At 72.3% G+C, this 18,989-nt stretch carries 21 protein-coding genes; 13 read left to right on the top strand and 8 right to left on the bottom strand.

The genetic code is table 11. The features are described 5' to 3' along the window. Positions 1 to 31: 31 nt before the first annotated feature. Positions 32 to 952: a helix-turn-helix domain-containing protein gene (locus IH80_RS0111245; protein ID WP_030959713.1), complete on the bottom strand. Its 921-nt coding sequence runs from the start codon at positions 950 to 952 to the stop codon at positions 32 to 34. Positions 953 to 1,093: 141 nt separating this feature from the next. On the opposite strand from IH80_RS0111245, the gene IH80_RS39165 reads away from it, so the two are divergent. After that, positions 1,094 to 1,609: an SRPBCC family protein gene (locus IH80_RS39165; RefSeq protein WP_030959712.1), complete on the top strand. Its 516-nt coding sequence runs from the start codon at positions 1,094 to 1,096 to the stop codon at positions 1,607 to 1,609. 272 nt (positions 1,610 to 1,881) lie between these two features. Here the strand turns inward: IH80_RS39165 and IH80_RS0111235 are convergent, their stop codons facing one another. Next, the gene (locus IH80_RS0111235; RefSeq protein ID WP_234432200.1) at positions 1,882 to 2,202 is read right to left on the bottom strand and encodes a hypothetical protein; all 321 of its coding nucleotides are present in this window, start codon (positions 2,200 to 2,202) and stop codon (positions 1,882 to 1,884) included. A gap of 1,067 nt (positions 2,203 to 3,269) precedes the next feature. Here IH80_RS0111235 and IH80_RS0111225 point away from each other — a divergent pair. The 3 genes from IH80_RS0111225 to IH80_RS0111210 all read left to right on the top strand — a co-directional run bounded on the left by IH80_RS0111225 (position 3,270) and on the right by IH80_RS0111210 (position 6,897). Continuing rightward, the gene (locus IH80_RS0111225) at positions 3,270 to 3,911 is read left to right on the top strand and encodes a hypothetical protein (protein ID WP_234432199.1); all 642 of its coding nucleotides are present in this window, start codon (positions 3,270 to 3,272) and stop codon (positions 3,909 to 3,911) included. A 280-nt stretch (positions 3,912 to 4,191) separates the two neighbouring features. Then, positions 4,192 to 6,477: an AAA family ATPase gene (locus IH80_RS45915; RefSeq protein ID WP_234432198.1), complete on the top strand. Its 2,286-nt coding sequence runs from the start codon at positions 4,192 to 4,194 to the stop codon at positions 6,475 to 6,477. 9 nt (positions 6,478 to 6,486) lie between these two features. Next, positions 6,487 to 6,897, top strand: coding sequence for a hypothetical protein (locus IH80_RS0111210; RefSeq protein WP_030959704.1), 411 nt, complete (start codon positions 6,487 to 6,489; stop codon positions 6,895 to 6,897). Here IH80_RS0111210 and IH80_RS0111205 read toward each other — a convergent pair. Further along, positions 6,863 to 7,327 (bottom strand): SH3 domain-containing protein, encoded by a 465-nt coding sequence (locus IH80_RS0111205; RefSeq protein ID WP_158943395.1) that lies wholly within the window; start codon positions 7,325 to 7,327, stop codon positions 6,863 to 6,865. The two genes, IH80_RS0111210 and IH80_RS0111205, sit on opposite strands and share 35 nt — an antisense overlap. A gap of 896 nt (positions 7,328 to 8,223) precedes the next feature. Between IH80_RS0111205 and IH80_RS0111195 the strand changes: the two genes are divergently transcribed. Both IH80_RS0111195 and IH80_RS0111190 read left to right on the top strand, forming a co-directional pair. Beyond that, the gene (locus IH80_RS0111195; protein WP_030959700.1) at positions 8,224 to 8,598 is read left to right on the top strand and encodes a YbjQ family protein; all 375 of its coding nucleotides are present in this window, start codon (positions 8,224 to 8,226) and stop codon (positions 8,596 to 8,598) included. 41 nt (positions 8,599 to 8,639) lie between these two features. Then, complete coding sequence (locus IH80_RS0111190) at positions 8,640 to 9,269, top strand: class I SAM-dependent methyltransferase (RefSeq protein WP_030959699.1); 630 nt, start codon at positions 8,640 to 8,642, stop codon at positions 9,267 to 9,269. Positions 9,270 to 9,325: 56 nt separating this feature from the next. On the opposite strand, the gene IH80_RS0111185 is transcribed toward IH80_RS0111190, so the two are convergent. Beyond that, positions 9,326 to 9,724 carry a hypothetical protein gene (locus tag IH80_RS0111185; protein WP_030959697.1) on the bottom strand — a complete coding sequence of 133 codons (399 nt, stop codon included), beginning with the start codon at positions 9,722 to 9,724 and terminating at the stop codon, positions 9,326 to 9,328. A gap of 310 nt (positions 9,725 to 10,034) precedes the next feature. Between IH80_RS0111185 and IH80_RS40735 the strand changes: the two genes are divergently transcribed. The 3 genes from IH80_RS40735 to IH80_RS0111170 are packed head-to-tail and all read left to right on the top strand — an operon-like array spanning position 10,035 to position 11,700. Then, positions 10,035 to 10,487, top strand: coding sequence for an LPXTG cell wall anchor domain-containing protein (locus tag IH80_RS40735; protein ID WP_051809089.1), 453 nt, complete (start codon positions 10,035 to 10,037; stop codon positions 10,485 to 10,487). A gap of 8 nt (positions 10,488 to 10,495) precedes the next feature. Next, positions 10,496 to 11,173, top strand: coding sequence for an RNA polymerase sigma factor (locus tag IH80_RS0111175; RefSeq protein WP_030959694.1), 678 nt, complete (start codon positions 10,496 to 10,498; stop codon positions 11,171 to 11,173). Then, entirely contained in the window at positions 11,170 to 11,700 is a 531-nt protein-coding gene (locus tag IH80_RS0111170) for a hypothetical protein (protein WP_051809087.1), read from the top strand. Before IH80_RS0111175 ends, IH80_RS0111170 begins: the two co-directional genes overlap by 4 nt. 98 nt (positions 11,701 to 11,798) lie before the next feature. Here IH80_RS0111170 and IH80_RS0111165 read toward each other — a convergent pair whose 3' ends face one another. Beyond that, positions 11,799 to 12,254, bottom strand: coding sequence for a MarR family winged helix-turn-helix transcriptional regulator (locus IH80_RS0111165; RefSeq protein ID WP_030959692.1), 456 nt, complete (start codon positions 12,252 to 12,254; stop codon positions 11,799 to 11,801). A gap of 189 nt (positions 12,255 to 12,443) precedes the next feature. On the opposite strand from IH80_RS0111165, the gene IH80_RS0111160 reads away from it, so the two are divergent. The 3 genes from IH80_RS0111160 (at position 12,444) to IH80_RS0111150 (ending at position 15,831) form a co-directional block, all read left to right on the top strand. Next, positions 12,444 to 13,676 carry an MFS transporter gene (locus tag IH80_RS0111160; protein WP_030959688.1) on the top strand — a complete coding sequence of 411 codons (1,233 nt, stop codon included), beginning with the start codon at positions 12,444 to 12,446 and terminating at the stop codon, positions 13,674 to 13,676. A gap of 39 nt (positions 13,677 to 13,715) precedes the next feature. Beyond that, positions 13,716 to 14,144 carry a GlcG/HbpS family heme-binding protein gene (locus tag IH80_RS0111155; protein ID WP_030959687.1) on the top strand — a complete coding sequence of 143 codons (429 nt, stop codon included), beginning with the start codon at positions 13,716 to 13,718 and terminating at the stop codon, positions 14,142 to 14,144. 61 nt (positions 14,145 to 14,205) lie between these two features. Further along, positions 14,206 to 15,831, top strand: a complete 1,626-nt coding sequence (locus tag IH80_RS0111150) for a family 20 glycosylhydrolase (protein ID WP_030959686.1) — start codon at positions 14,206 to 14,208, stop codon at positions 15,829 to 15,831. 53 nt (positions 15,832 to 15,884) lie between these two features. Here IH80_RS0111150 and IH80_RS44670 read toward each other — a convergent pair whose 3' ends face one another. Both IH80_RS44670 and IH80_RS0111140 read right to left on the bottom strand, forming a co-directional pair. Next, on the bottom strand, positions 15,885 to 16,190 hold the full coding sequence (locus tag IH80_RS44670) for a DUF3040 domain-containing protein (protein ID WP_030959685.1): 306 nt from the start codon (positions 16,188 to 16,190) through the stop codon (positions 15,885 to 15,887). Positions 16,191 to 16,303: 113 nt separating this feature from the next. Continuing rightward, a complete protein-coding gene (locus IH80_RS0111140) occupies positions 16,304 to 17,128 on the bottom strand; it encodes an endonuclease I family protein (protein ID WP_030959684.1) in 825 nt (274 codons plus the stop codon). A 217-nt stretch (positions 17,129 to 17,345) separates the two neighbouring features. Here IH80_RS0111140 and IH80_RS0111135 point away from each other — a divergent pair, with 217 nt between their 5' ends. Further along, complete coding sequence (locus IH80_RS0111135; RefSeq protein ID WP_030959683.1) at positions 17,346 to 17,912, top strand: DJ-1/PfpI family protein; 567 nt, start codon at positions 17,346 to 17,348, stop codon at positions 17,910 to 17,912. 90 nt (positions 17,913 to 18,002) lie between these two features. Here the strand turns inward: IH80_RS0111135 and IH80_RS0111130 are convergent, their stop codons facing one another. After that, on the bottom strand, positions 18,003 to 18,812 hold the full coding sequence (locus IH80_RS0111130) for a glutamate ABC transporter substrate-binding protein (RefSeq protein WP_030959682.1): 810 nt from the start codon (positions 18,810 to 18,812) through the stop codon (positions 18,003 to 18,005). Between the last annotated feature and the right edge of the window lie 177 nt (positions 18,813 to 18,989).

Genomic DNA, 18,989 nt, shown 5'->3' with positions numbered 1-18,989 from the left:
GGGGGCTGGGGGTTGCGGGGCTTGGTGTGTGTCAGGTCAGCGGGAGCCGGCCCGGATTTCCCTGTCGCGCCGGGTCGTGCTGCGGGGTGACCTGATCGAGCAGGGCCAGCGTGGTCCGCGCAGTCGAGTCGGCCTCGGTGGTGGCGACCACGATGTTCTGCCCCTGGTCCGGGCCCTGGCCCTGGCCCTGACTCAGGGTCTGTTGGGTGACGGTCAGCGGGCCGACCAGCGGGTGCCGCATCTCGTAGGTCGCGACGGCGCACGCCGTGACGCGGTGGTCGGACCACATCGAGGCGAAGTCCGCGCTCTTCGAACTCAGCTCACCCACGAGCGCGTGGAGCGCGGTGTCGTCCGGGTGCCGGCCCGCCACCAGGCGCAGATTCCCCACCACGGCCCTGGCCTTGGCGGGCCAGTCGGCGTACAGGTCACGGGTGTGCGCGTCGAGGAACACCAGCCGGGCCATGTTGGGCCGATCCGCCGGCCGGTCCGGGGCACCCGGGTCCAGGTGTCCGGCGAACAGGGCGTGGCCCAGCCGGTTCCATGCCAGGACGTCACTGCGGCGGCCGGTCACGATGGCCGGGACGTGGGCCAGTGCCTCCAGCAGCTGGCCGGTCGCCTCCGCCACCCGCTCCGGGGCTGCCCGACGGCCTCGGCCTGTGCCCGTGGCCGTGGCCGAGGACCGGGCCAGGTCGTGCAAGTGCAGGCGCTCGGCCTCCTCCAGCCGCAGGGCCCGGGCGATCGCGTCCAGTACCTGCGGTGAGGCGTTCAAGGACTGCCCCTGTTCCAGCCGGGTGTAGTACGAGACGCTGACACCCGCCAGCGACGCCAGTTCCTCTCGTCGAAGACCCGGCACACGGCGCCGCTCCCCGTAGCCGGGTATACCGAGATCCTCCGGTTGCAGCTGCGAGCGCCGCGTCTGCAGGAACTCCCCGAGCCGCCCTTTTCCGTTCATGGGATCCGAGTATGGGCCGGGCCCGACCGCACAGCCTGACCCTGGCGCGGATAGGCACCAGCGGGTCTGGCTCCCCGGCGGGAGCGGTGGTGATGTGGGCGTTGCCGACATGACCCCACCCCACCTGTCCAGGAGGACACCTTGCACGCCAGCGCCACCACCAGCGAACACGACGTCTTCGAGGTCCTGGACGCATCGGATTTCACCTTCACCCGGCGCGCCTGGGTCGCTGCCGCGCCCGCCCGGGTCTACGACCTGGTCAGTGACGTGTCCGCCATCGGGCGCTGGAGCCCCAACGCGAGCGACGTCACCTTCGACCAGGGCGCCGGCCCCCGGGTCGGGGCCTGGTTCAGCGGCCGCAACCACAAGGACGGCAAGCAGTGGACCACCCGCTCCCAGGTCGTAAGGGCCGACCCCGGCGCCTCCTTCGCCTTCGTGGTCGGCGGTGCCGAGGACGGCATCGTGCAATGGAGCTGGACCTGCCACCCCCAGGGACGTGGAACCGTCGTCGAGCAGTCCTGGCAACTCCTGCGCCTCGACCCTGTGCTCGGAGCCACCCGCGGCGACCTCGACGCCCTGCGCGACTACATGACGAGCAGCGTCGAAACCACCCTGCTCGCCCTCGCCCAGTGGATCGCCGAAACACCGGCCGGGTGAACGACCCCGCGGGGCGGTACACCTGGACCGTCTCGCGCTCCGCAGGAACTCTGCAACCCGCAAGGGCAACCACGGCGGCCGGCCACCGGTGATTGATGGCGGTGTAAGCCCGTGGGTTCGTCCTTTCCGAAGCGTCGAGCCTGCGGTACCCACGGGGTGAGCGTGCCGGAGAGCCTGAGTCGAGCCGCCGGTTGGGGAACCGGGGGCCCGCCACCCGGGCAGGCGTGGGTCAAGGTGTACACGGGTGACTGCCAGGCCCGACACCGGTCAGGTCAGAGCCACTCGGCCCAGCCGAAGGTTGCGATGTATGCACGCTCGATCGCCTTCCAGCCCCGCCCACCGCGGCTGCGGACGACGGCGAGAGCCAGCGCGAACCAGACCGTGAGCACGCCGCCGATGATCAACGGCCATTTCGGGCCCTCGAAGTACCCGACCGCACCGAGTGCCAAGGCCGTGAGCACCAAGCCGAAGTGCGCCCCGCCGCGGCTGGTCCGCAGTGCCTCGCGTATCACCCTCCGGTCGTCGGCGAGAACTCGCTCGTACGCGTTCGGCGCCGCATCCGTGTTGTGCTCCCGCTCCGCGTCCTTCTCCACAGACCCCCCTCAACAGATCCAGCCCTACGCAGGACCGGCTCACACCCCCGCAGACGCAACACCCTCCACGACCGTTGCCCGGTCCAGCAGGGCACGCCTCATCACACGATCCCCGTACTGCCTAACAGCGCCCCCGTGCCCGCCTGCACAGCCGTCCAGTCCGGCGGTGCAGCCCATGGCGCCGGAGACGGCGGGTACGAAGAGATCGCAGATTCGACGTAGGTCGTCCCCGGTGGCGTGAATCTCCTGGAGGATGCGGTCCTCCCGGAGGGCTCGGGGCGTGACGCCGAGCTTCAACCACGGGAAGCCCCTACGCACGCGGTTGGTGCGGGGTCCGGTGCGCCGGTTGATGAGCAGGTGCGGGGTGATGGTGGTCGGCCAGGTGCTCCCGTACGGACGGGTGGTCATAGATGGGCCGTCGGCCGCTCGAAACGCACAATGGTCGGTGGCGGGTTCGCGTCCGTTCCCCATACCCGACACGACCACCGGAGCGGCGCGGGCCTGGCTGCGGTTGAGGACGTCCAGCACCATCCCAGTGTGGTCCGAGACGATCGCGGCACTGTTGCCGATGTGGGGGCCCACGCCCCATAGGGCCGTGCACCAGCGGCCTCCCTGCGCAGGTGCGAACCACCGCACGTGATTACTGCCGCCCGAGCAATTGGCCTGCGCCACCGGGGCGCCGTGCCTTCGGCTGGCGTGTGCGACGTCTAGGCACATTGCCGTCGTCCGGCGCCGGACCGGACGGGTGTACCGACTCGAAGTCGTTGCGGACGGCTGCGTACCCGGACCCGGTGGCCCGGACCGCGCGGATGCGCAGGCGGTCACCGGGGAGGAGGGCGGCCAGGGTCGGCGCGAAGGAGAGACGTCGGATGTGGTGGGAGGGCCTGGAGAGCCGCTCTTGATATCGGCCGATAGGGCGTCGGGGAAGGCCCGGGGCGCTGCGCCGTCCCGGCCCGCGGCCCTCCGGGCCGGTCGCAGGGAGCCTCGGCCGGTGCTGACGCCAGCCCGGCCTGTAACGTGGTGATCTTCGGGCGGCGTAGGCCCCCGGGGTCCCAAAGGTGAATCCCATGACGCTCGATGAGCTGCCCGTCGCGTGGAGGCTGCCCTCCAGTGACGTCCGGGCGGGGCGGCGTGCGCTGTGGTGGACCGTGGGACCGGACGGCGAACTCGCCGTGATGCTGGTCCAGCGACGGTGTCTCAGCCACGGAAAGTATCCCCGCGGGTGGATCGGATGGCGTCCCGAGACGCCGTTCGACGGGGAGCTGGTCATCACCTCCGAAGAGGAGCAGCGGCGCATCCCGGTCGACGGGATCGACATACGGCCCAGTCATCTGGCCCTGCTCCCCGGGTGCGGGTTCCTGTTGGTGTCGGGCCGCAGTCTCCGGGATGCGAAGGGAGACTGGCGGGAGAACGCCGTCGTGTACTCGCCCGAGGGCCGGCGGAGAAGGGCCCTCTGCCTCGCTGACGACATTTCGGCGTTGGTCACCGACCGCCGCGGGGGGATCTGGACCGCCTACGGCGACGAGGGCATCTACGGCGGCCACCCGGAGTCCGCGTCCGACCTGGCCGGCTGGAACACCAGGGGTGTTCCGATGTGGGCGCCGAGGGGGAGACTTCCCGACTGGCCGTTGGAGGGCTGCACGACCGCCACGGAAGGCGAGTCTGTCTGGCTGGTCTGGTACACCCTCAAAACACGGTGTACAGGCTGAGCCTCGCGTTGTACTCGCCGGCCCAGGCCACGATGTCCCGGCCCGCCGTGGTTCTCCTGCGGCCCCGCTGCTGCGGCGGTTCACGCCCGACCTCGTCATCACCTCCGAGGCCTTGCGCCGCGCCATGATCGCCCTCGCTGGTCCCGGCACCGAGGTCCCCGGCCACATCCTGCGGCCCGCGGACATCAACCGCCTGGGAGGTGCCCCGACCAGGAAGAATTGACTACCGGGCACACCCTCCCGCAGGCGAGAATGAGCCATCTCAAACCGGGAGGACCCCATGAGCCAGGAGACCCTGACTCTGCATGACCTGCTGCCCGCACAGGCGCTGGCGGACTCGATCGACGCCGGGTACGTGACCCGCAAGTCGCACCCCGAGCTGCCGCTGTCCATCTACACGTACACGCGGACGGCCCAGTACGAGCGCGTCTGGAACGAGGTCACCACGCGCTGCCGCGGACTCGTCGCCGACGACGAGACCGGAGCGATCGTCGCCCTGCCACTGCCGAAGTTCTTCAACGTCGGAGAGCACGAGTCGGGACAGCCGTACGCCCCGGCCCTCCCCGACGAGCCGTTCGAGGTCTACGACAAGGTCGACGGCAGCCTCGCGATCGTCTTCCACTACGCGGGCCGCTGGCGGGTCGCCTCCAAGGGCTCCTTCATCAGCGCACAGGCCGTCTGGGCACAGCGCCGGCTCGACGGCGCGGACACCTCGGCCCTGCACCCGGGCACCACCTACCTCGCGGAGATCCTCTACCCGCAGAACCGCATCGTCGTCGACTACGGCGACCGGCGCGACCTCGTGCTCCTCGCGGCCTTCGGCCTGGACGGCACCGAGGTCCCGCTCGCCGAGGCCGCGCCCCACTGGGAGGGCATCGGTTCCGTCGTCACGGTGTGGCCCGCCATGCCCCTCGACGAACTGCTCGCGCTGACCGAGTCCAACACCCTGCCCGGCGGTTCCTCCGCGAGCGGCATGGACGCCGAGGGCTTCGTCCTGCGCTTCGCCTCGGGCGTGCGCGCCAAGGCGAAGCTGTCCGAATACGTACGGCTCCACAAGGTGCTGACCGGATTGACCGCGCGGGACATCTGGCGCGGGCACGGCGTCCAGCGCTTCGCCGGCCTGCCCGCCAAGCAGCTCGCGCAGGGCCTGAACTGCACCGTCGCCGACATCGAGGCGTCCGGCGGGAAGCCCCTGGACGCCCTGCTGGAGCAGGTGCCCGACGAGTTCGACCACTGGGTGCGCGAGGTCATCGCCGGCCTGGAGGCGGCGGCGGCCCGCCACGAGCGCGCGATCGACGAGGCCTACGCGGGCCTCGCGCACCTGACCGCCGACCGGGGAGCCTTCGCCCGGGCGGTCGCGCAGCTGCCCGACCGCTCCGTCCGGCCCGCGATGTTCATGCGGCTCGACGGCCGGTCGACCGAGCTCACGACCTGGCGCCAGGTGCGGCCCGAGACCGCCGACCCGTACCTCGCCGACGAGGAGAACAGGACCGTGACCGAGGAGCACCGGACCGCGCCGACGCCCGCGCGGCAGCGGACGCCCGCCGCGGCGCCCACCCGCGCGCCGGAGCCGGCCCCGCGGATCCCGGCACCGGCGGCCGACCGGCCCGACCGGCCCGCGGAGCGGGAGGCCCGGCTGCCCGTCGTGCACGTCATGACGGGTCTGCCCGCCTCCGGCAAGACGACGGCGGCGCGGGCCCTCCAGGCCGAGGCCGGCGGGCGGATGCGGCGCGTCAACCTCGACGACCTGCGGGCCATGCTCGACCTGCCGGACCCCGGGCGGGGCCGCAGCTTCGCCCACGAGCAGACCGTGCTGGCCGTCCAGGACGCGGCCGTCCGCGCGGCCGTCGACGGCGGTTTCGACGTGGTCGTCGACAACACGCACCTGACCAAGAACATCCCGAAGCGGCTCAAGGCGGCGGTCGGCGGCCTCGCGACCTTCGTCGTGCACGACTTCACCGACGTCCCGCTGGAGGAGTGCCTGCGCCGGGACGCGGCCCGCGAACGCCAGGTCGGCGAGGAGATCATCCGCATCCTGGCCGAGAAGCACCGCAACGCCCGCAAGGGCGGCTGGCGGCTGACGGCGGAGTGGATGAACGGTTCGGGGGCGGTGGCCGCACCGCCCGTGACGGCCTACGTCGCCGACCCGGCGCTCCCGGCGGCGGTGATGTGCGACATCGACGGCACCCTCGCCCTGACCGGCGACCGGGGTCCGTACGACTTCACGCGCTGCGAGCTCGACCTGCTCAACGAGCCCGTACGGCACGCCCTGGACGTCTTCCGGCGCGCGGACGGCGACACGATCGTGCTGCTGTCGGGCCGCAGCGAGGACTACCGGCCGCAGACCGAGGCCTGGCTGCGCCGGCACCAGGTGCCCTACGACGAGCTGTGGATGCGCGCGGCGGGTGACACGCGCCGCGACGACGTGGTCAAGGCGGAGCTGTTCGACGCGCACGTGCGCCACCGCTACGCGGTGCGGGTGTCGCTCGACGACAGGGACCGGGTCGTCGCGATCTGGCGCCGGATGGGCCTGCCCACCTGGCAGGTCAACTACGGCGACTTCTAGAGTGCCCGTGTGAGCAACGTCCTGATCGTCGACGCCGCGAACGTCGTCGGGTCGGTGCCGGACGGCTGGTGGCGCGACCGGCGCGGCGCGGCCGAACGGCTGCGCGACCGGCTGGCCTCCCGGGAGGGGTCTCGGGAGGACGACGAGGAGATCATCCTCGTCGTCGAAGGCGCCGCCCGGGGCGTCGGGTCCGTGCCCGGCGTACGCGTCGAGGCGGCGCCCGGCAGCGGTGACGACCTGATCGTGGAGCTGGCCGCGGCCCGGGCCGCGGCCGGTTGCTCCGTGGTCGTGGTCACGGCCGACCGCGAACTGCGGGAACGGGTCCGGGCGCACGGTGCGCGGTGCGTGGGGCCGCGTACCGTACGCCCGGAGGACGGACCGGGGGTCAGCGGCAGTACTTCACCTCGGAGAGGTTCTTGACGTAGCGGGCCGAGACCCAGCGCTCCTTCTCGTAGGCCTTCGCGCGGTTGGGGTCCTGGCGGTCCTCACGGTCCTCGCGGCCGGAACCGTTCTCCCAGTCCTCGCGGTCCTCGTGCAGGCGGTACCAGATGCTGTTCCCGTCGACCTTCTGGCCGTACTTCTTGCACTCGATCTCGACCCTGCTGTTCGGCTGCACGTGGCCGACGGCACGGGACTCGGTGGTCGGCTTGCTGCGGACCTTCAGCGGGCCCCTGGAGACGACCTTGCCGGTGGCGTACTTGTCGTACGGGTACTGGCCGGGCTGCGCGGACGCGGGCACCTCGCCGACGATGATCTCCCGCGGCTCCTCGTCCGCGACGGCGGCGCCCACCCCGACCAGACCGAGAACCAGGCTTCCGGTGGCGAGAGCGAGGATGGTTCTGGTGGGCATCAGCATGAGCCGACTCCTCTGTGAAGACGTCCGACCGGCCGCGGCACGCGGCGCGGGATGGCAACGGGCGGCTGCCACGGACGACTATGACGAGGCCGGCCCCCGCGGCCCCGCTGCCCCACCGGCTTTTAGCCCGATATAACCAATCTGTCCACCGGGTGTCCCGGGAGGAGCGACTGTGGCGTCCGATACCGAAGCCGATTGCGGAACCGCCGAACGGGACGAGTGGTCCTCTGCGCCGGCCGTCGGCGTCGGACCGCTCCGGTTCGGCATGACCGTCGGCCAAGTGGTCGAGGCGGCGCAGGTGCTGGGGGAGGCCGGGGTCGGCGATTGTCCGCAGGACCACGCGATCTTTTCGCCGACCTGGAAGATCGAGGTCCACCGTCGCCGGGTCGCGCCCGGTCCGCCCGCCGTCACGGCCTGTGCGAGCCGAGCCGCAGGGCTGTTCTGCGTCGCGGTCGACGCCGTGCAGGGTCCCCAGGTCGCGTACGACGGAATCCCGCTGGTCGGCAGGGACATGACGGAGCTGGAGGGCGACGCCATCGCGTATGCCGAGCGGGGGACGTGCACTTCTGCTACCCGCCCGACGGCTACGCGGCACCGGACGGTCCCGGGGTCGTCATGCGCGGCCAACTGGTCGGGCAGGTCCTGCGGTCGCGACCGCTGTTCATGGTGGCCCGCGACGGCGCGAACACCGCATGGGACTCGCTGCCCTCCGAGGGATACCATGCCGGACGCCCACCGGGGAGTACCACGTCCACGGACAGCCCATGGTCCGACGTGGTGTGACCCGTGCCCGTCGGACCCGCCGTCGGTACGGCGGCCGGCCGCTCGGACGAACTGGATGCGGGGGTTCCCGGATGCGGTCGGGGGCGGGCGGGGCAAGAGTGGGTGCCATGGGTATCGATGACTACGGCGGTGGAGCCAGCGCGCACGACAGCGGCGTCCTCGTCGTGACCACCAACGACGTCCCCGGCTACCGGGTCGAGCGGGTGATCGGCGAGGTCTTCGGCCTCACCGTGCGCTCCCGCCACTTGGGCAGCCAGATCGGCGCCGGACTCAAGTCGATGATCGGCGGCGAGTTGAAGGGCCTCACCAAGACCCTGGTCCAGACCCGCAACCAGGCCATGGACCGGCTCGTCGAGCAGGCGAAGGCGCGCGGCGCGAACGCCGTGCTGATGATGCGGTTCGACGTCACCGACGCCGCCGACGTCGGGACCGAGGTGTGCGCCTACGGGACGGCCGTCGTGCTCGTCCCCGCCTCCACCTGACCGTCCTTGTACGGTGGTTCCTCCGACGACGGGGAGGCCCGATGAGCCGACGCAAGTCAGCGGCAGAGGTGTTCGACGCGCTGGGGGAGCGCTACGAGGAGGTGTTCGGGCAGGTGCCGGGCCAGATCGAGGCCCTCGACTGGCTCACCGCCCGGCTGCCCGCCTCAGCCCGCGTCCTGGACGTGGGCAGCGGCACCGGACGCCCCACCGCCGAGACCCTGGTCCGGGCCGGCTGCGACGTGACCGGCATCGACGTCTCGGCGGCCATGGTGGCCCTGGCCCGCGCCAAGGTCCCGGGTGCCCGCTTCGAACAGGCCGACGTACGCACCTACACGCCCCCGCCCGGCGGCTTCGACGCGGTGTGCTCCTTCTTCCCGCTGCTGGTCATGGACCAGCCGGATGTCGCCGCGGCGCTCGACCGGATGGCCTCGTGGACCGCACCCGGCGGGTACTTCGTGATGGCCACGGTGCCGGGGGACATCCGGGGCCTTGACATCGAGTGGATGGGGCACGCGGTCACGGTCAGCAGCCTCTCCACGGAGGACCACCTGGCCAGGCTCACCGACCGGGGCCTGGAGGTACTGCACCACCACACCGCGACGTTCCGGCCCGCCGACGACCTGGCGGGCCCCGAGGAACACCTCTTCTGCTACGCCCGCCGCCGGCCCTGACCGGTGAGCGCCGGCGGGGAAGGGGGCACGACCCCCTTCCCCGCCGGCACCGGAGGTCAGCAGCTGCGCCACTCCACCGACGCGCTGCCGTTGAAGTACTTGCCGTGGTCCGCCCACACCTCGATCGGCTTGCTGGTGCCGGCCGGGCCGACACTCGGGCTGGACTTGTGGCCGCCGCCCGCGTAGTAGAACTTGATGAACGGGCACCGGCCGTCGGCCTTCGCGTCGTAGATGGTCCCGGCGGCCCGCGCGCCGTCACATATGTCGCCGCTGCCGCCGCCCTCGCCGCGCCACTCCCGCCAGGGCGTGCACGCCAGAGCACTGCTGTCGCCGCCCGCGGCGGCCGGTGCCGGGGCGGCCGGTGCCGGGGCGGCCGCGATGGCGACCGCGGACAGTCCCAGGGCGAGTGTCGCCACTGCGCGGCCGGCGCGACCGCCGGTCTTCATGCTGTTCATGCCGGTCAACGTGTCTCCTGATGAGTGGGTGGGGACCGCCCGAGGCCGGCCGAGCACAGGCCGGGCGGCGGAGGCCGGGCCTCCTGAAGCGGGCACCACTCTGTCCGGGGGCGGCATTGTCCGGACCGGGGACGTACGGCAGCCGCAGGTCGGCCCGTGCGGAGAAGGCGGACAACACCGGTTGTCCGCGGACAAGGCACCGCCGGGCGGAAAATTCTCCGGGAACCGCGGCAACCCTCCGCGGGGTCGCGCGTCGTGCGGGGGTGAAGGGGCGCAGTCCCGCACCCCGACCCGACCGTGGAGAACCACCGTGAAGAACCTCGAGCGTGTCCCCCTGGCCGTCCGCCGCGCGGCCGTCGCCGCAGCCGCCGCCGGGGCGGCCGTCGTCCTGGCCGGCCCGGCCCACGCCGCGGGCGGCGGCGCGGCCGCCCCTTCCCCGTCGGTCAGCGTCCCGGCGAGTGCCACCCCGAGCCAGGGCGGCCCCAGGCCTTCCGCTTCGGTCAGCACCCCGCCGGCGGGCAAGGACACGAACGGCGCGTCCCCCAGCGCCGCCCCCAGCGCCTCCCCGAGCAGTGCGGGCGGCGGCACCGGCCCCAGCGCGTCGCCCTCGTCGCCCGCCGCGGCACCCGCCGCGGGCGAAGCAGCCGAGCTCGCGCATACTGGCTCCTCGGCGACGACCGTCGCGATGGGGGCGGGGGCGACCGGTCTGATCCTCGCCGGCGCCGGAGCCCTCTACGCCGTGCGGCGCCGCGCGAACAGCTGAGGAACCCCGTGCTCCACCTCGCGTCACCCGTCGGCCCCCTCACGCCCGGTCCCGTCCGGGCGTGGCGGGGCCTGTGGACGTTGCTGCGCCGCGATCGTTCCCCCGCCCCGCGGGTGTCGCCGCGGCCGTACGGTCCGGCGTACGGCTCCTCGTACGGCACCCCGCACGCCCCCGACCACCGGGGCGGCGACGACCCGAAGCCGCCCACCGTCACCGAGCTGTACCACGCGCACCGGCTGGGCATGGTCCGGCTGGCGGTGCTGCTCGTCGACGACCTGGCCACTGCCGAGGACGTGGTCCAGGACGCCTTCACCGCCCTGTACCGGCGCCACGGGGAGCGGATCACCGAGGTCGACAACGCCCTCGGCTACCTGCGCACCTCGGTCGTCAATACCGCCCGCTCCGTCCTGCGCCGCAGGCGCACCGTGCGGGCCTGGACCCCGCCGCCCGCGGTCGACGTACCGTCCGCCGAGGACCACGTGGTCCTGGACGAGGCGCACCGCGAGGTGCTGGCCGCGCTCGCCCGGCTGACACCCCGCCGCCGGCAGGTCCTCGTGCTGCGGTACTGGGCCGACCTCAGCGAGGCGGAGATCGCGGCCACCCTGGGGATCAGCAGGGGAGCGGTGAAGTCCAACGCGAGCCGCGGCCTGGACGCTCTGGAACGGAATCTGGAGGGACGCATATGACGCCCGACGGCGAACGCCTCGGTGACCACCTGGGTGAACACCCGGGCGAGCGCCCCGTGGAGCGCAGGCTGCGCCGGGCTCTCGACGCGCGGGCCGACAGCATCGACGTGCGCCGGCTGCGCCCGGCGAGCCCGCCGCGCGCACGGGCCGGACGGCGGCCCGTGGAGAGGTTGCGGCGGTTCGCGCTGCCCCTCGCGGGTCTGGTGGCGGCCGCGGCCGCCGGGATCGGATACCTGCTGTTCACCGCTGACGCGGAGCCCGGTCCGCAGCTGCCGGCCACTCCGCCGCAGGTCACGGCTCCGGGCCCGGCCACCGGCTCACCGCCGTCGCCCTCGCCGGGGCGGCCGACCCCGACCCCGAGCGTGGACCCGTCGTCGGGCCCGTCCGGGTTCCCGACGTCCGGCCGGTCGGCGAGTCCGTCGGCGCAGGCCTCCCCCTCGCGGCCGGGATCGGTGACGCCGTCACGCAGTTCGTCCGTCACCCCGCGCACGGCGGTCACGTCGTCCCCACCGCCCACCGGCCGGTAGCGGACCCCGTCGTGCGGACCCCGTCGTGCGGACCCCGTCGTGCGGACCGGGTCGTGCGGACCGGGTCCGGCCCGGTCCGCACGACGGGGTCCCGGGCCTCAGGGCCTGCGGAGGTTCTCCACGGCCACGACCAGGGGGGCCAGTTCCGGATTGCCCGCCGCCTCGTCGAGGGCCTCGCGCAGGGCGGCGTCGTTCGTGGGGCGGGCGGCGGCCAGCAGGGCCAGGCCGGACTCGCTCACGTCGGTGTAGATGCCGCGCCGGTCGGTGTCGCAGATGTAGCGGTTGAGCAGGCCGCGGTCCTCCAGCCTGCTGACCAGCCGGGTCGTCGCGCTCTGGCTGAGCACCACCGAGTCGGCGACCTGGTGCATCCGCAGGTGCCCGCCCGGCCCGTCGTGCTGCCGGCTCAGGACGTCGAGCAGTGAGTACTCGCGCACGCTGAGGCCGTGCCCGGCCTGCAGGGCACGCTCGATGTGGGCCTCGATCCGGCCGTGCAGGAGCGAGAGGGCGCACCAGCCCTGGGAGAGGGCGGTGAGCGCGCTGTCCGTGGCCGTCATGGGCTCCTCCATCGAAGCGTCGCAGCATGCCGTGCGGGCGTGTGACCACCAGGATATGCCACGTACGCAATAGCCCGCGCTTGCAAATATCCCGCGTCTGCAATTAATGTGGACGCACGTAAGCGGCGGCAGCATCGACGAGCTCGGGCCGCACCCCCGCACCACCACCTCCCTGAAGGGCACCTCCCCATGCCTCTCGCACTTCTCGCCCTCGCCGTCGGGGCCTTCGGGATCGGCACCACCGAATTCGTGATCATGGGCCTGCTCCCCGAGGTCGCCGGTGAGTACGGAGTCTCGATCCCCACCGCCGGCTTCCTGGTCACCGGCTACGCCCTCGGCGTCGTCCTCGGCGCCCCCCTCATGACCGTGCTCGGCACCCGCATCCCCCGCAAGCGCATGCTGATGCTGCTCATGGGCCTCTTCATCGCCGGCAACGTGCTCTCCGCGCTCGCCCCCGCCTTCGGCGTCATGCTCGCCGGCCGCGTCGTCGCCTCGCTCGCCCACGGCGCCTTCTTCGGCATCGGCGCGGTCGTCGCCGCCGAGCTCGTCGCCCCCGAGAAGAAGGCCGGCGCCATCGCCATGATGTTCACCGGCCTGACCGTGGCCAACGTCGTCGGCGTCCCCCTCGGCACCCTCGTCGGACAGACCCTCGGCTGGCGCGTCACCTTCCTGATCGTCGCCGCGCTCGGCGTCGCCGGCCTGCTCGGCATCGCCCGTCTCGTCCCCGAGCTGCCCCGGCCCGAGGGCGGAGTGCGCATCCGCAGCGAACTCGCCGCCTTCCGCAACGTCCAGGTGCTGCTCGCGATGGCCATGACCGTCCTCGGCTTCGGCGGTGTGTTCGCGGCGATCACCTACATCACGCCGATGATGACCGACGTCGCAGGATTCGCGGACTCCTCCGTCACCTGGCTGCTCGTCCTCTTCGGCCTCGGCATGGTCGCCGGGAACCTCGTCGGCGGCCGCTACGCCGACCGCGCCCTGATGCCCATGCTCTATGTGTCCCTGGCGGCCCTCGCGGTCACCCTCGCCGTCTTCACCCTGACCGCCCACAGCAAGGCCGGCGCCGCCGTGACCGTCGTCCTGATCGGCGCCCTCGGCTTCGCGACCGTGCCCCCGCTGCAGAAGCGCGTCCTCGACCAGGCCGCCGGTGCGCCCACCCTGGCCTCCGCCGTCAACATCGGCGCCTTCAACCTCGGCAACGCCCTCGCCGCGTGGCTCGGCGGCCTCGTGATCGCCGCCGGCCTCGGCTGGACCGCCCCCAACTGGGTCGGCGCCGCGCTCGCCGCCTCGGCCCTGGTGCTGGCCCTCGTCTCCGGCGCGCTGGAGCGCCGTACGACCGGACGCGCCGCCCCCGCAGGCCGGGTGGTCGCCGCCGCTGAGGCCCGCGGGACGACCGCCGCCGCAGCCGCCGCCCACCACTGACCCCCTCCTCCCCGTACACCCCCGCAAGGAGAAACCCGCATGTCCACCGCCACCCGCACCGCCGTCGTCCTCCTGACCACCGAGGACGCCGAACTCCTCGTCGCCGCCGCCACCTCCGCCGCCGAGGCGGCCGGAGCCACCGTCAGCGTCACCGTCCTCGACGCCTGCGGCCACCTGCTGGCCTTCCGCCGCGACGACCGGGCCGTGCTCATCTCCGGCGAGACCAGCACCCGCAAGGCCTACACGGCCCTGCAGCTGAACGCGCCCACCGCCGACCTGGTCGACGCGGTCCGGCCCGAGGGCCCCTTCCACACGCTGCCCACGGCACTCGACCGCCCCCTGCTGTTCATCGCGGGCGGGCTGCCCGTGCACCGCGACGGCCGGCTCATCGGCGCCGTGGGCGTCGGCGGCGGTGCCCCCGAGCAGGACCACGCGTTCGCCACCGCGGCGCTCGACGCCCTGGTCTGAGCCCCGCCGGGTCGCGCGCCCGTGTCCCCCGTGCCACGTTGGGTACGGGGGACACGGGCACATGATGCGGAAACCGAAGCGGCACAGGAGGGTCCACGCCATCGCGACGGCAGGTGTCGCCGCGCTGGTCACCCTTGCCCTCTCCGGCTGCACGGCCGCCTCCGACGAGGTACGCGCCCCCAGCACCACGACCCCGGCCGCCTCCGGCCCGACGACCGCCGAGGCCGCAGCAGCCCCCACCCCGCCGACCCCGTCCCCCACCTACGCCCTGTCCACCGCCCCGCGCACCATCCCGGCCGTGCGGGAGCACGAACCGGCCCGCGGTCCCGGCTGGAAGCCCGCCCCCGAGGCGCGTGTGGTCGTCGGAGAGGACGACACCGCCGCCCTCTCCGACGAGGCCCGGCTGCTCGCCGGAGAACTGGGCCTCCAGTACGGCGAGGCGTCGGCCCCCCGCGCCGGCGACGTGGAGCTTTCGGTGGAGGGCACGGGCAAGCCCGAGTCGTACACCCTCACCGTCAAGGACGGCCGCGTACGCATCAACGGCCCCGACGAGGCCGGGGTCTTCTACGGCACCCGCACCCTCAAACAGGCCGTACGCGCCTCCGGGTCGGCCCCCGAGGGCACCGTGCGCGACGCCCCGGCCAAACCCCAGCGCGGCCTCAACCTCGACATAGCGCGCAAGCACTTCACGCCCGACTGGATAAAGAACCGGCTGCGCGAGATGGCCGACCTCAAGCTCAACCAGCTCGGCCTGCACTTCTCCGACGACCAGGCCTTCCGGATCCAGTCCGACAGCCACCCCGAGATCGTCTCCACCCCGCACCTCACCAAGGCGCAGGTACGCGACATCACGGCGCTCGCCTCCCGGCTGCACATCACCGTGGTCCCGGAGATCGACTCGCCCGGGCACCTCGGCGCGGTGCTGCGCGCCCACCCCGACCTGCAACTGCGGGACGTGAACGGCAGGGCCGTCAAGGGCGCGGTGGACATATCCAACCCGGCCTCGGCCAAGCTGATCGACGACCTGCTGCGCGAGTACCGTCCGCTCTTCCCCGGCGGGGCCTGGCACCTCGGCGCCGACGAGTACCAGGCACTGGTCGTCCGCGACCCGCAGGCCTCCTTCCCCCAGCTCGCCCGGGCGGCGCAGGAGCGCTACGGAGCGTCCGCGCGCGTGCAGGACCTCGCCACGGGCTGGCTGAACGACCGCGCCGACGTGGTCCGCCCCTCGGGGAAGGCGCTCAAGGCGTGGAACGACGGCTTCTTCGCCGGCGGGGTGACCGACGCCGCCAAGGACATCCAGGTCGAGTACTGGACCGGCAAGGAGATAGGCGCCCGTCCGCCGCTGGAGTACCTGCGCGAGGGCCGCAAGCTCGTGAACCTCAACGACGAGTACCTGTACTACGTGCTCGGCGAGCCGAACCAGTTCACCTACCCCACCGGCCGGCGGATCTACGAGCAGTGGACCCCGCTCGTCCTGCGCGGCACCACCCCCGTGCCCGCCTCCTACGACGGCCAGATCCTCGGCGGCCGCCTCGCCGTCTGGGCCGACCTGGCCGGCGCGCAGACCCAGGACCAGGTGGCGGCAGGCATCCGGATGCCGCTGGCCGCGCTCTCGCAGAAGGTCTGGGACGCGCGGACGCCCCAGATGTCCTGGGCCGACTTCCAGGCCCTCGCCGGGCGGCTCTGAACCCTCGTGCACCTGATCCTCGTGCCCCCGCGCCCACCCCCGCCCCCCTGGGCTCAGCCCTCCGGGTGCCGTCCGGGCCGTCGGCGGCCGGCCGCCCACCGGACGGCCTGCGGCAGCGCCGTCACCACCGTCAGCGTCAAGGCGGCGGCGCAGCCCCAGAGCAGGAGTTCGGAGACGGTGGCGGAAGCCGCGGCGAACAGCGCCACCGTCACCACGCCCCAGACCCCGGCCCAGGCGGCGCGGCGGCGCCGGCGTCCCGACCGCAGCATGCGGTCGAGGGCGCGGTCGGTCCTCAGTTCTGCCTCGATCGCGGAGAGGACGCGCTGCTCGCGATCGGAAAGGCCGGCTCCGTCCTTCACGGCACACCTCCGCGGGCTGCCGCCGCCGGGCGCGGACCGCAGCCTGTGGCCTGCGAAATACCCGGCCTGACGCGCGTCAACCCCCGGAGGCGGCCGCGGGTCGCCGTCCGGCGTCACCAGATGGCGTCGACCCACTCCGGGTGGTCGATGAACGGGTTGCGGTTGTGCTGGTACACGTCGAATATGACCTGGTTGCGGCGCTGCTCGAAAGCGTCCGGCGGGTCCATCCGGTTCCACTGCTTCAGCAGGCTGATCCTGCCGAACAGCGGGGCCGAGCCGTTGTTGACCCTGTCGTTCATCTCCAGGTCCGCGAAGCCGTCGCCGCCGTCGTAGCGGACGGCCATGTAGAGCAGCATGCGCGCGACGTCTCCCTTGACCGCGTCCCGGGGCTCGAAGGAGTCGGCGTCGGTCCGGCTGCCCGGTGCCTCGGCGACGGGGCTGCCGCCCAGGTCGAAGTCCTTGTTGCCGCGGGTGCTGTTCACGGTGACGTCCTCGGGCCGCAGGTGGTGCAGGTCGGTGCCCGGGCCGGTGGCGGTACCGAAGTCGCCGTGGCTCTTGGCCCAGACGTGCTCGCGGTTCCAGTCGTTGACGCCGCCGCCGTTCGTCGCCTTGGACTGCGAACGGCCGGAGTAGACGAGGATGACGTTGTTCGGGTTCGCGGGGTCCTGGTCGGTCACCTTCAGGGCGTTCCAGACGCCGTCGTAGGACACCTTGGACTGCGACGTGATGATGTCGTGCAGGGCCGTCTTCAGCGCGGCTCCGGTCTTGCCCTCGGCGGGCGCGTAGTACGCGTCGTACGAGGCGGCCGCGGCCGGGGCGGCCCCGGGGCTCCGGGGCGCCTCGGTGTCCTGCCGGGCGGCGGACGCGGCCGCGGGTACGGCGAACAGGGAGACGGCGGCGAGTCCTGCCGCCCAGGGGGTCAGGCGCGAGATTCTCATCGGGTGGGGGGTACCTCTCCGTACGCACCGTCCCCGCCCGGGGAATCGGCGGGGGATCAGGTGGCGGAGCGAGGATGGCATTGTCATGTGCCCATCAGGCAAAAAACATGTGACGGGGACGTGGAAGCCGGGGTGTGCGACCCGATGGCCGCGGGCAGGGTAGCGGTGGCCCCCGAGGGGCCGCCCCGACCGTGAACGGCCTTGTCTGGAGCAGCCCATGGCAGTGAAGATCCTCATCGTGACCGGCGACGCGGCCGAGTCGCTGGAGGTGCTGTATCCGTACCAGCGTCTGCGCGAGGAGGGGTACGAGGTCCACATCGCGGCGCCGCAGGTGAAGAAGCTGCGGTTCGTGGTCCACGACTTCGAGGACGGCTTCGACACCTACACCGAGAAGCCCGGCTACACCTGGCCGGCCGATCTGGCCTTCACGGACGTGGTGACGGAGGACTACGCCGCCCTCGTCGTCCCCGGCGGCCGGGCGCCGGAGTACCTGCGCAACGACCCCGAGGTGCGGCGGATCCTGGCCGCCTTCGCCGAAGCCGACAAGCCGATCGCGCAGATCTGCCACGGCCCGCTGATCACCGCCGCGGCCGGAGGCCTGGCCGGGCGCAAGGTGACCGCGTACCCGGCGCTGGAGCTGGACATGAAGGCAGCGGGCGCGGAGTTCGAGGACTCCGAGACGGTGGTCGACGGCACCCTGGTCTCGGCCAGGGCGTGGCCCGACCACGCGCGCTGGATGAGGGAGTTCCTGACCGTACTGCGCGGCAAGGCCCCCGTGGTCTGACCGGCCCGCCCCCGGGTGTTGCGTCGAGCGGGAACGCGCGGGTGGCCGTGACCCCCTGCCGGAGGGTCACGGCCACCCGTCCCACGTGCGTCAGCCGGTGGTGATCGCCGGAGCCGGATCGTACTTGTAGTTCGGGCCGAAGTTCTTCTTCACGGCCGCTTCCCAGGACCCGTCCTGGACCATCTTCTTCAGCGCCTCGTTGATCTTGCGCTGGAGCTCCTTCTCGCCCTTCTTGACGCCGATGCCGTAGTTCTCGTTGCTGAGGCTCTGGCCGGTCAGCTTGAACTTGCCCTCGTTCCCCTTGCGGGCGGCGTACCCGGCCAGGATCGCGTTGTCCGTGGTCATGGCGTCGACGCGGCCCTCCTGGAGGGCGACGACGCAGTCGGAGTACCCGCCGAGCTCCAGCAGGGCCGCTTTGGGGGCGAGGTTCTTCTTGAGGTTCTCGGCGGACGTGGAACCCGTGACCGAGCACATCGTCTTGGAGTTGAGGTCCTCGGCCTTGGTGATGGAGGTGTCGTCGGCGCGGGTCAGCAGGTCCTGGTGGGCCACGAAGTACGGGCCGGCGAAGTCGACCTTCTCCTTGCGCTTTTCGTTGATCGAGTAGCTCGCGACGACGAATTCGACCTCGTTGTACTGCAGCAGCAGTTCACGGTCGTTGCTGAGGACCTGCTTGAACTCGATCTGCTCCGGCTTGTAGCCGAGCTCCTTGGCCACGTAGGTGGCGACATCCACGTCGAAGCCGGAGAAGGTGCCGCCGGTCTCCCGCATGCCGATGCCCGGCTGGTCGAACTTGATGCCAATGGGAAGGGTCCCCTGGTCCTCTTCTCCACCGCCGCACCCGGTGGCGGTCAGGGCGAGGGCGATCACTGCGGCGACCGCGCCGGCCTGGGGAACCTTCATGCTTGCACTCTTTCCTGGGGAAAACGCGGGACGCGTCACCGGGATCGCCGGGCGTGTGGAACCGCGGGAACGTACGACACGTCGAGACATGTGTACGAGGAAGCTAGGAAGAGGGCGCCCTTAGCGTCACTACATTTGAGCGAAACTTGAGGATAACGATCCGGCATGACCGTAATT

The organism is Streptomyces sp. NRRL S-378 (assembly GCF_000720645.1).
Lineage (GTDB): Bacteria > Actinomycetota > Actinomycetes > Streptomycetales > Streptomycetaceae > Streptomyces.
The sequence above is the reverse complement of the archived record's forward strand: the minus strand, read 5'-3'. Positions and strand labels throughout refer to the sequence as shown.

What these genes read in the sequence shown, in the direction of transcription:
- IH80_RS0111245 (WP_030959713.1), bottom strand. Translation starts at nt 952, where the DNA reads ATGAACGGAAAAGGGCGGCTCGGGGAGTTCCTGCAGACGCGGCGCTCG.
- IH80_RS0111225 (WP_234432199.1), top strand. Translation starts at nt 3,270, where the DNA reads ATGACGCTCGATGAGCTGCCCGTCGCGTGGAGGCTGCCCTCCAGTGAC.
- IH80_RS45915 (WP_234432198.1), top strand. Translation starts at nt 4,192, where the DNA reads ATGAGCCAGGAGACCCTGACTCTGCATGACCTGCTGCCCGCACAGGCG.
- IH80_RS0111205 (WP_158943395.1), bottom strand. Translation starts at nt 7,327, where the DNA reads ATGCCCACCAGAACCATCCTCGCTCTCGCCACCGGAAGCCTGGTTCTC.
- IH80_RS0111195 (WP_030959700.1), top strand. Translation starts at nt 8,224, where the DNA reads ATGGGTATCGATGACTACGGCGGTGGAGCCAGCGCGCACGACAGCGGC.
- IH80_RS0111190 (WP_030959699.1), top strand. Translation starts at nt 8,640, where the DNA reads ATGAGCCGACGCAAGTCAGCGGCAGAGGTGTTCGACGCGCTGGGGGAG.
- IH80_RS0111185 (WP_030959697.1), bottom strand. Translation starts at nt 9,724, where the DNA reads ATGAACAGCATGAAGACCGGCGGTCGCGCCGGCCGCGCAGTGGCGACA.
- IH80_RS0111170 (WP_051809087.1), top strand. Translation starts at nt 11,170, where the DNA reads ATGACGCCCGACGGCGAACGCCTCGGTGACCACCTGGGTGAACACCCG.
- IH80_RS0111165 (WP_030959692.1), bottom strand. Translation starts at nt 12,254, where the DNA reads ATGACGGCCACGGACAGCGCGCTCACCGCCCTCTCCCAGGGCTGGTGC.
- IH80_RS0111160 (WP_030959688.1), top strand. Translation starts at nt 12,444, where the DNA reads ATGCCTCTCGCACTTCTCGCCCTCGCCGTCGGGGCCTTCGGGATCGGC.
- IH80_RS0111155 (WP_030959687.1), top strand. Translation starts at nt 13,716, where the DNA reads ATGTCCACCGCCACCCGCACCGCCGTCGTCCTCCTGACCACCGAGGAC.
- IH80_RS0111150 (WP_030959686.1), top strand. Translation starts at nt 14,206, where the DNA reads ATGATGCGGAAACCGAAGCGGCACAGGAGGGTCCACGCCATCGCGACG.
- IH80_RS0111140 (WP_030959684.1), bottom strand. Translation starts at nt 17,128, where the DNA reads ATGAGAATCTCGCGCCTGACCCCCTGGGCGGCAGGACTCGCCGCCGTC.
- IH80_RS0111135 (WP_030959683.1), top strand. Translation starts at nt 17,346, where the DNA reads ATGGCAGTGAAGATCCTCATCGTGACCGGCGACGCGGCCGAGTCGCTG.
- IH80_RS0111130 (WP_030959682.1), bottom strand. Translation starts at nt 18,812, where the DNA reads ATGAAGGTTCCCCAGGCCGGCGCGGTCGCCGCAGTGATCGCCCTCGCC.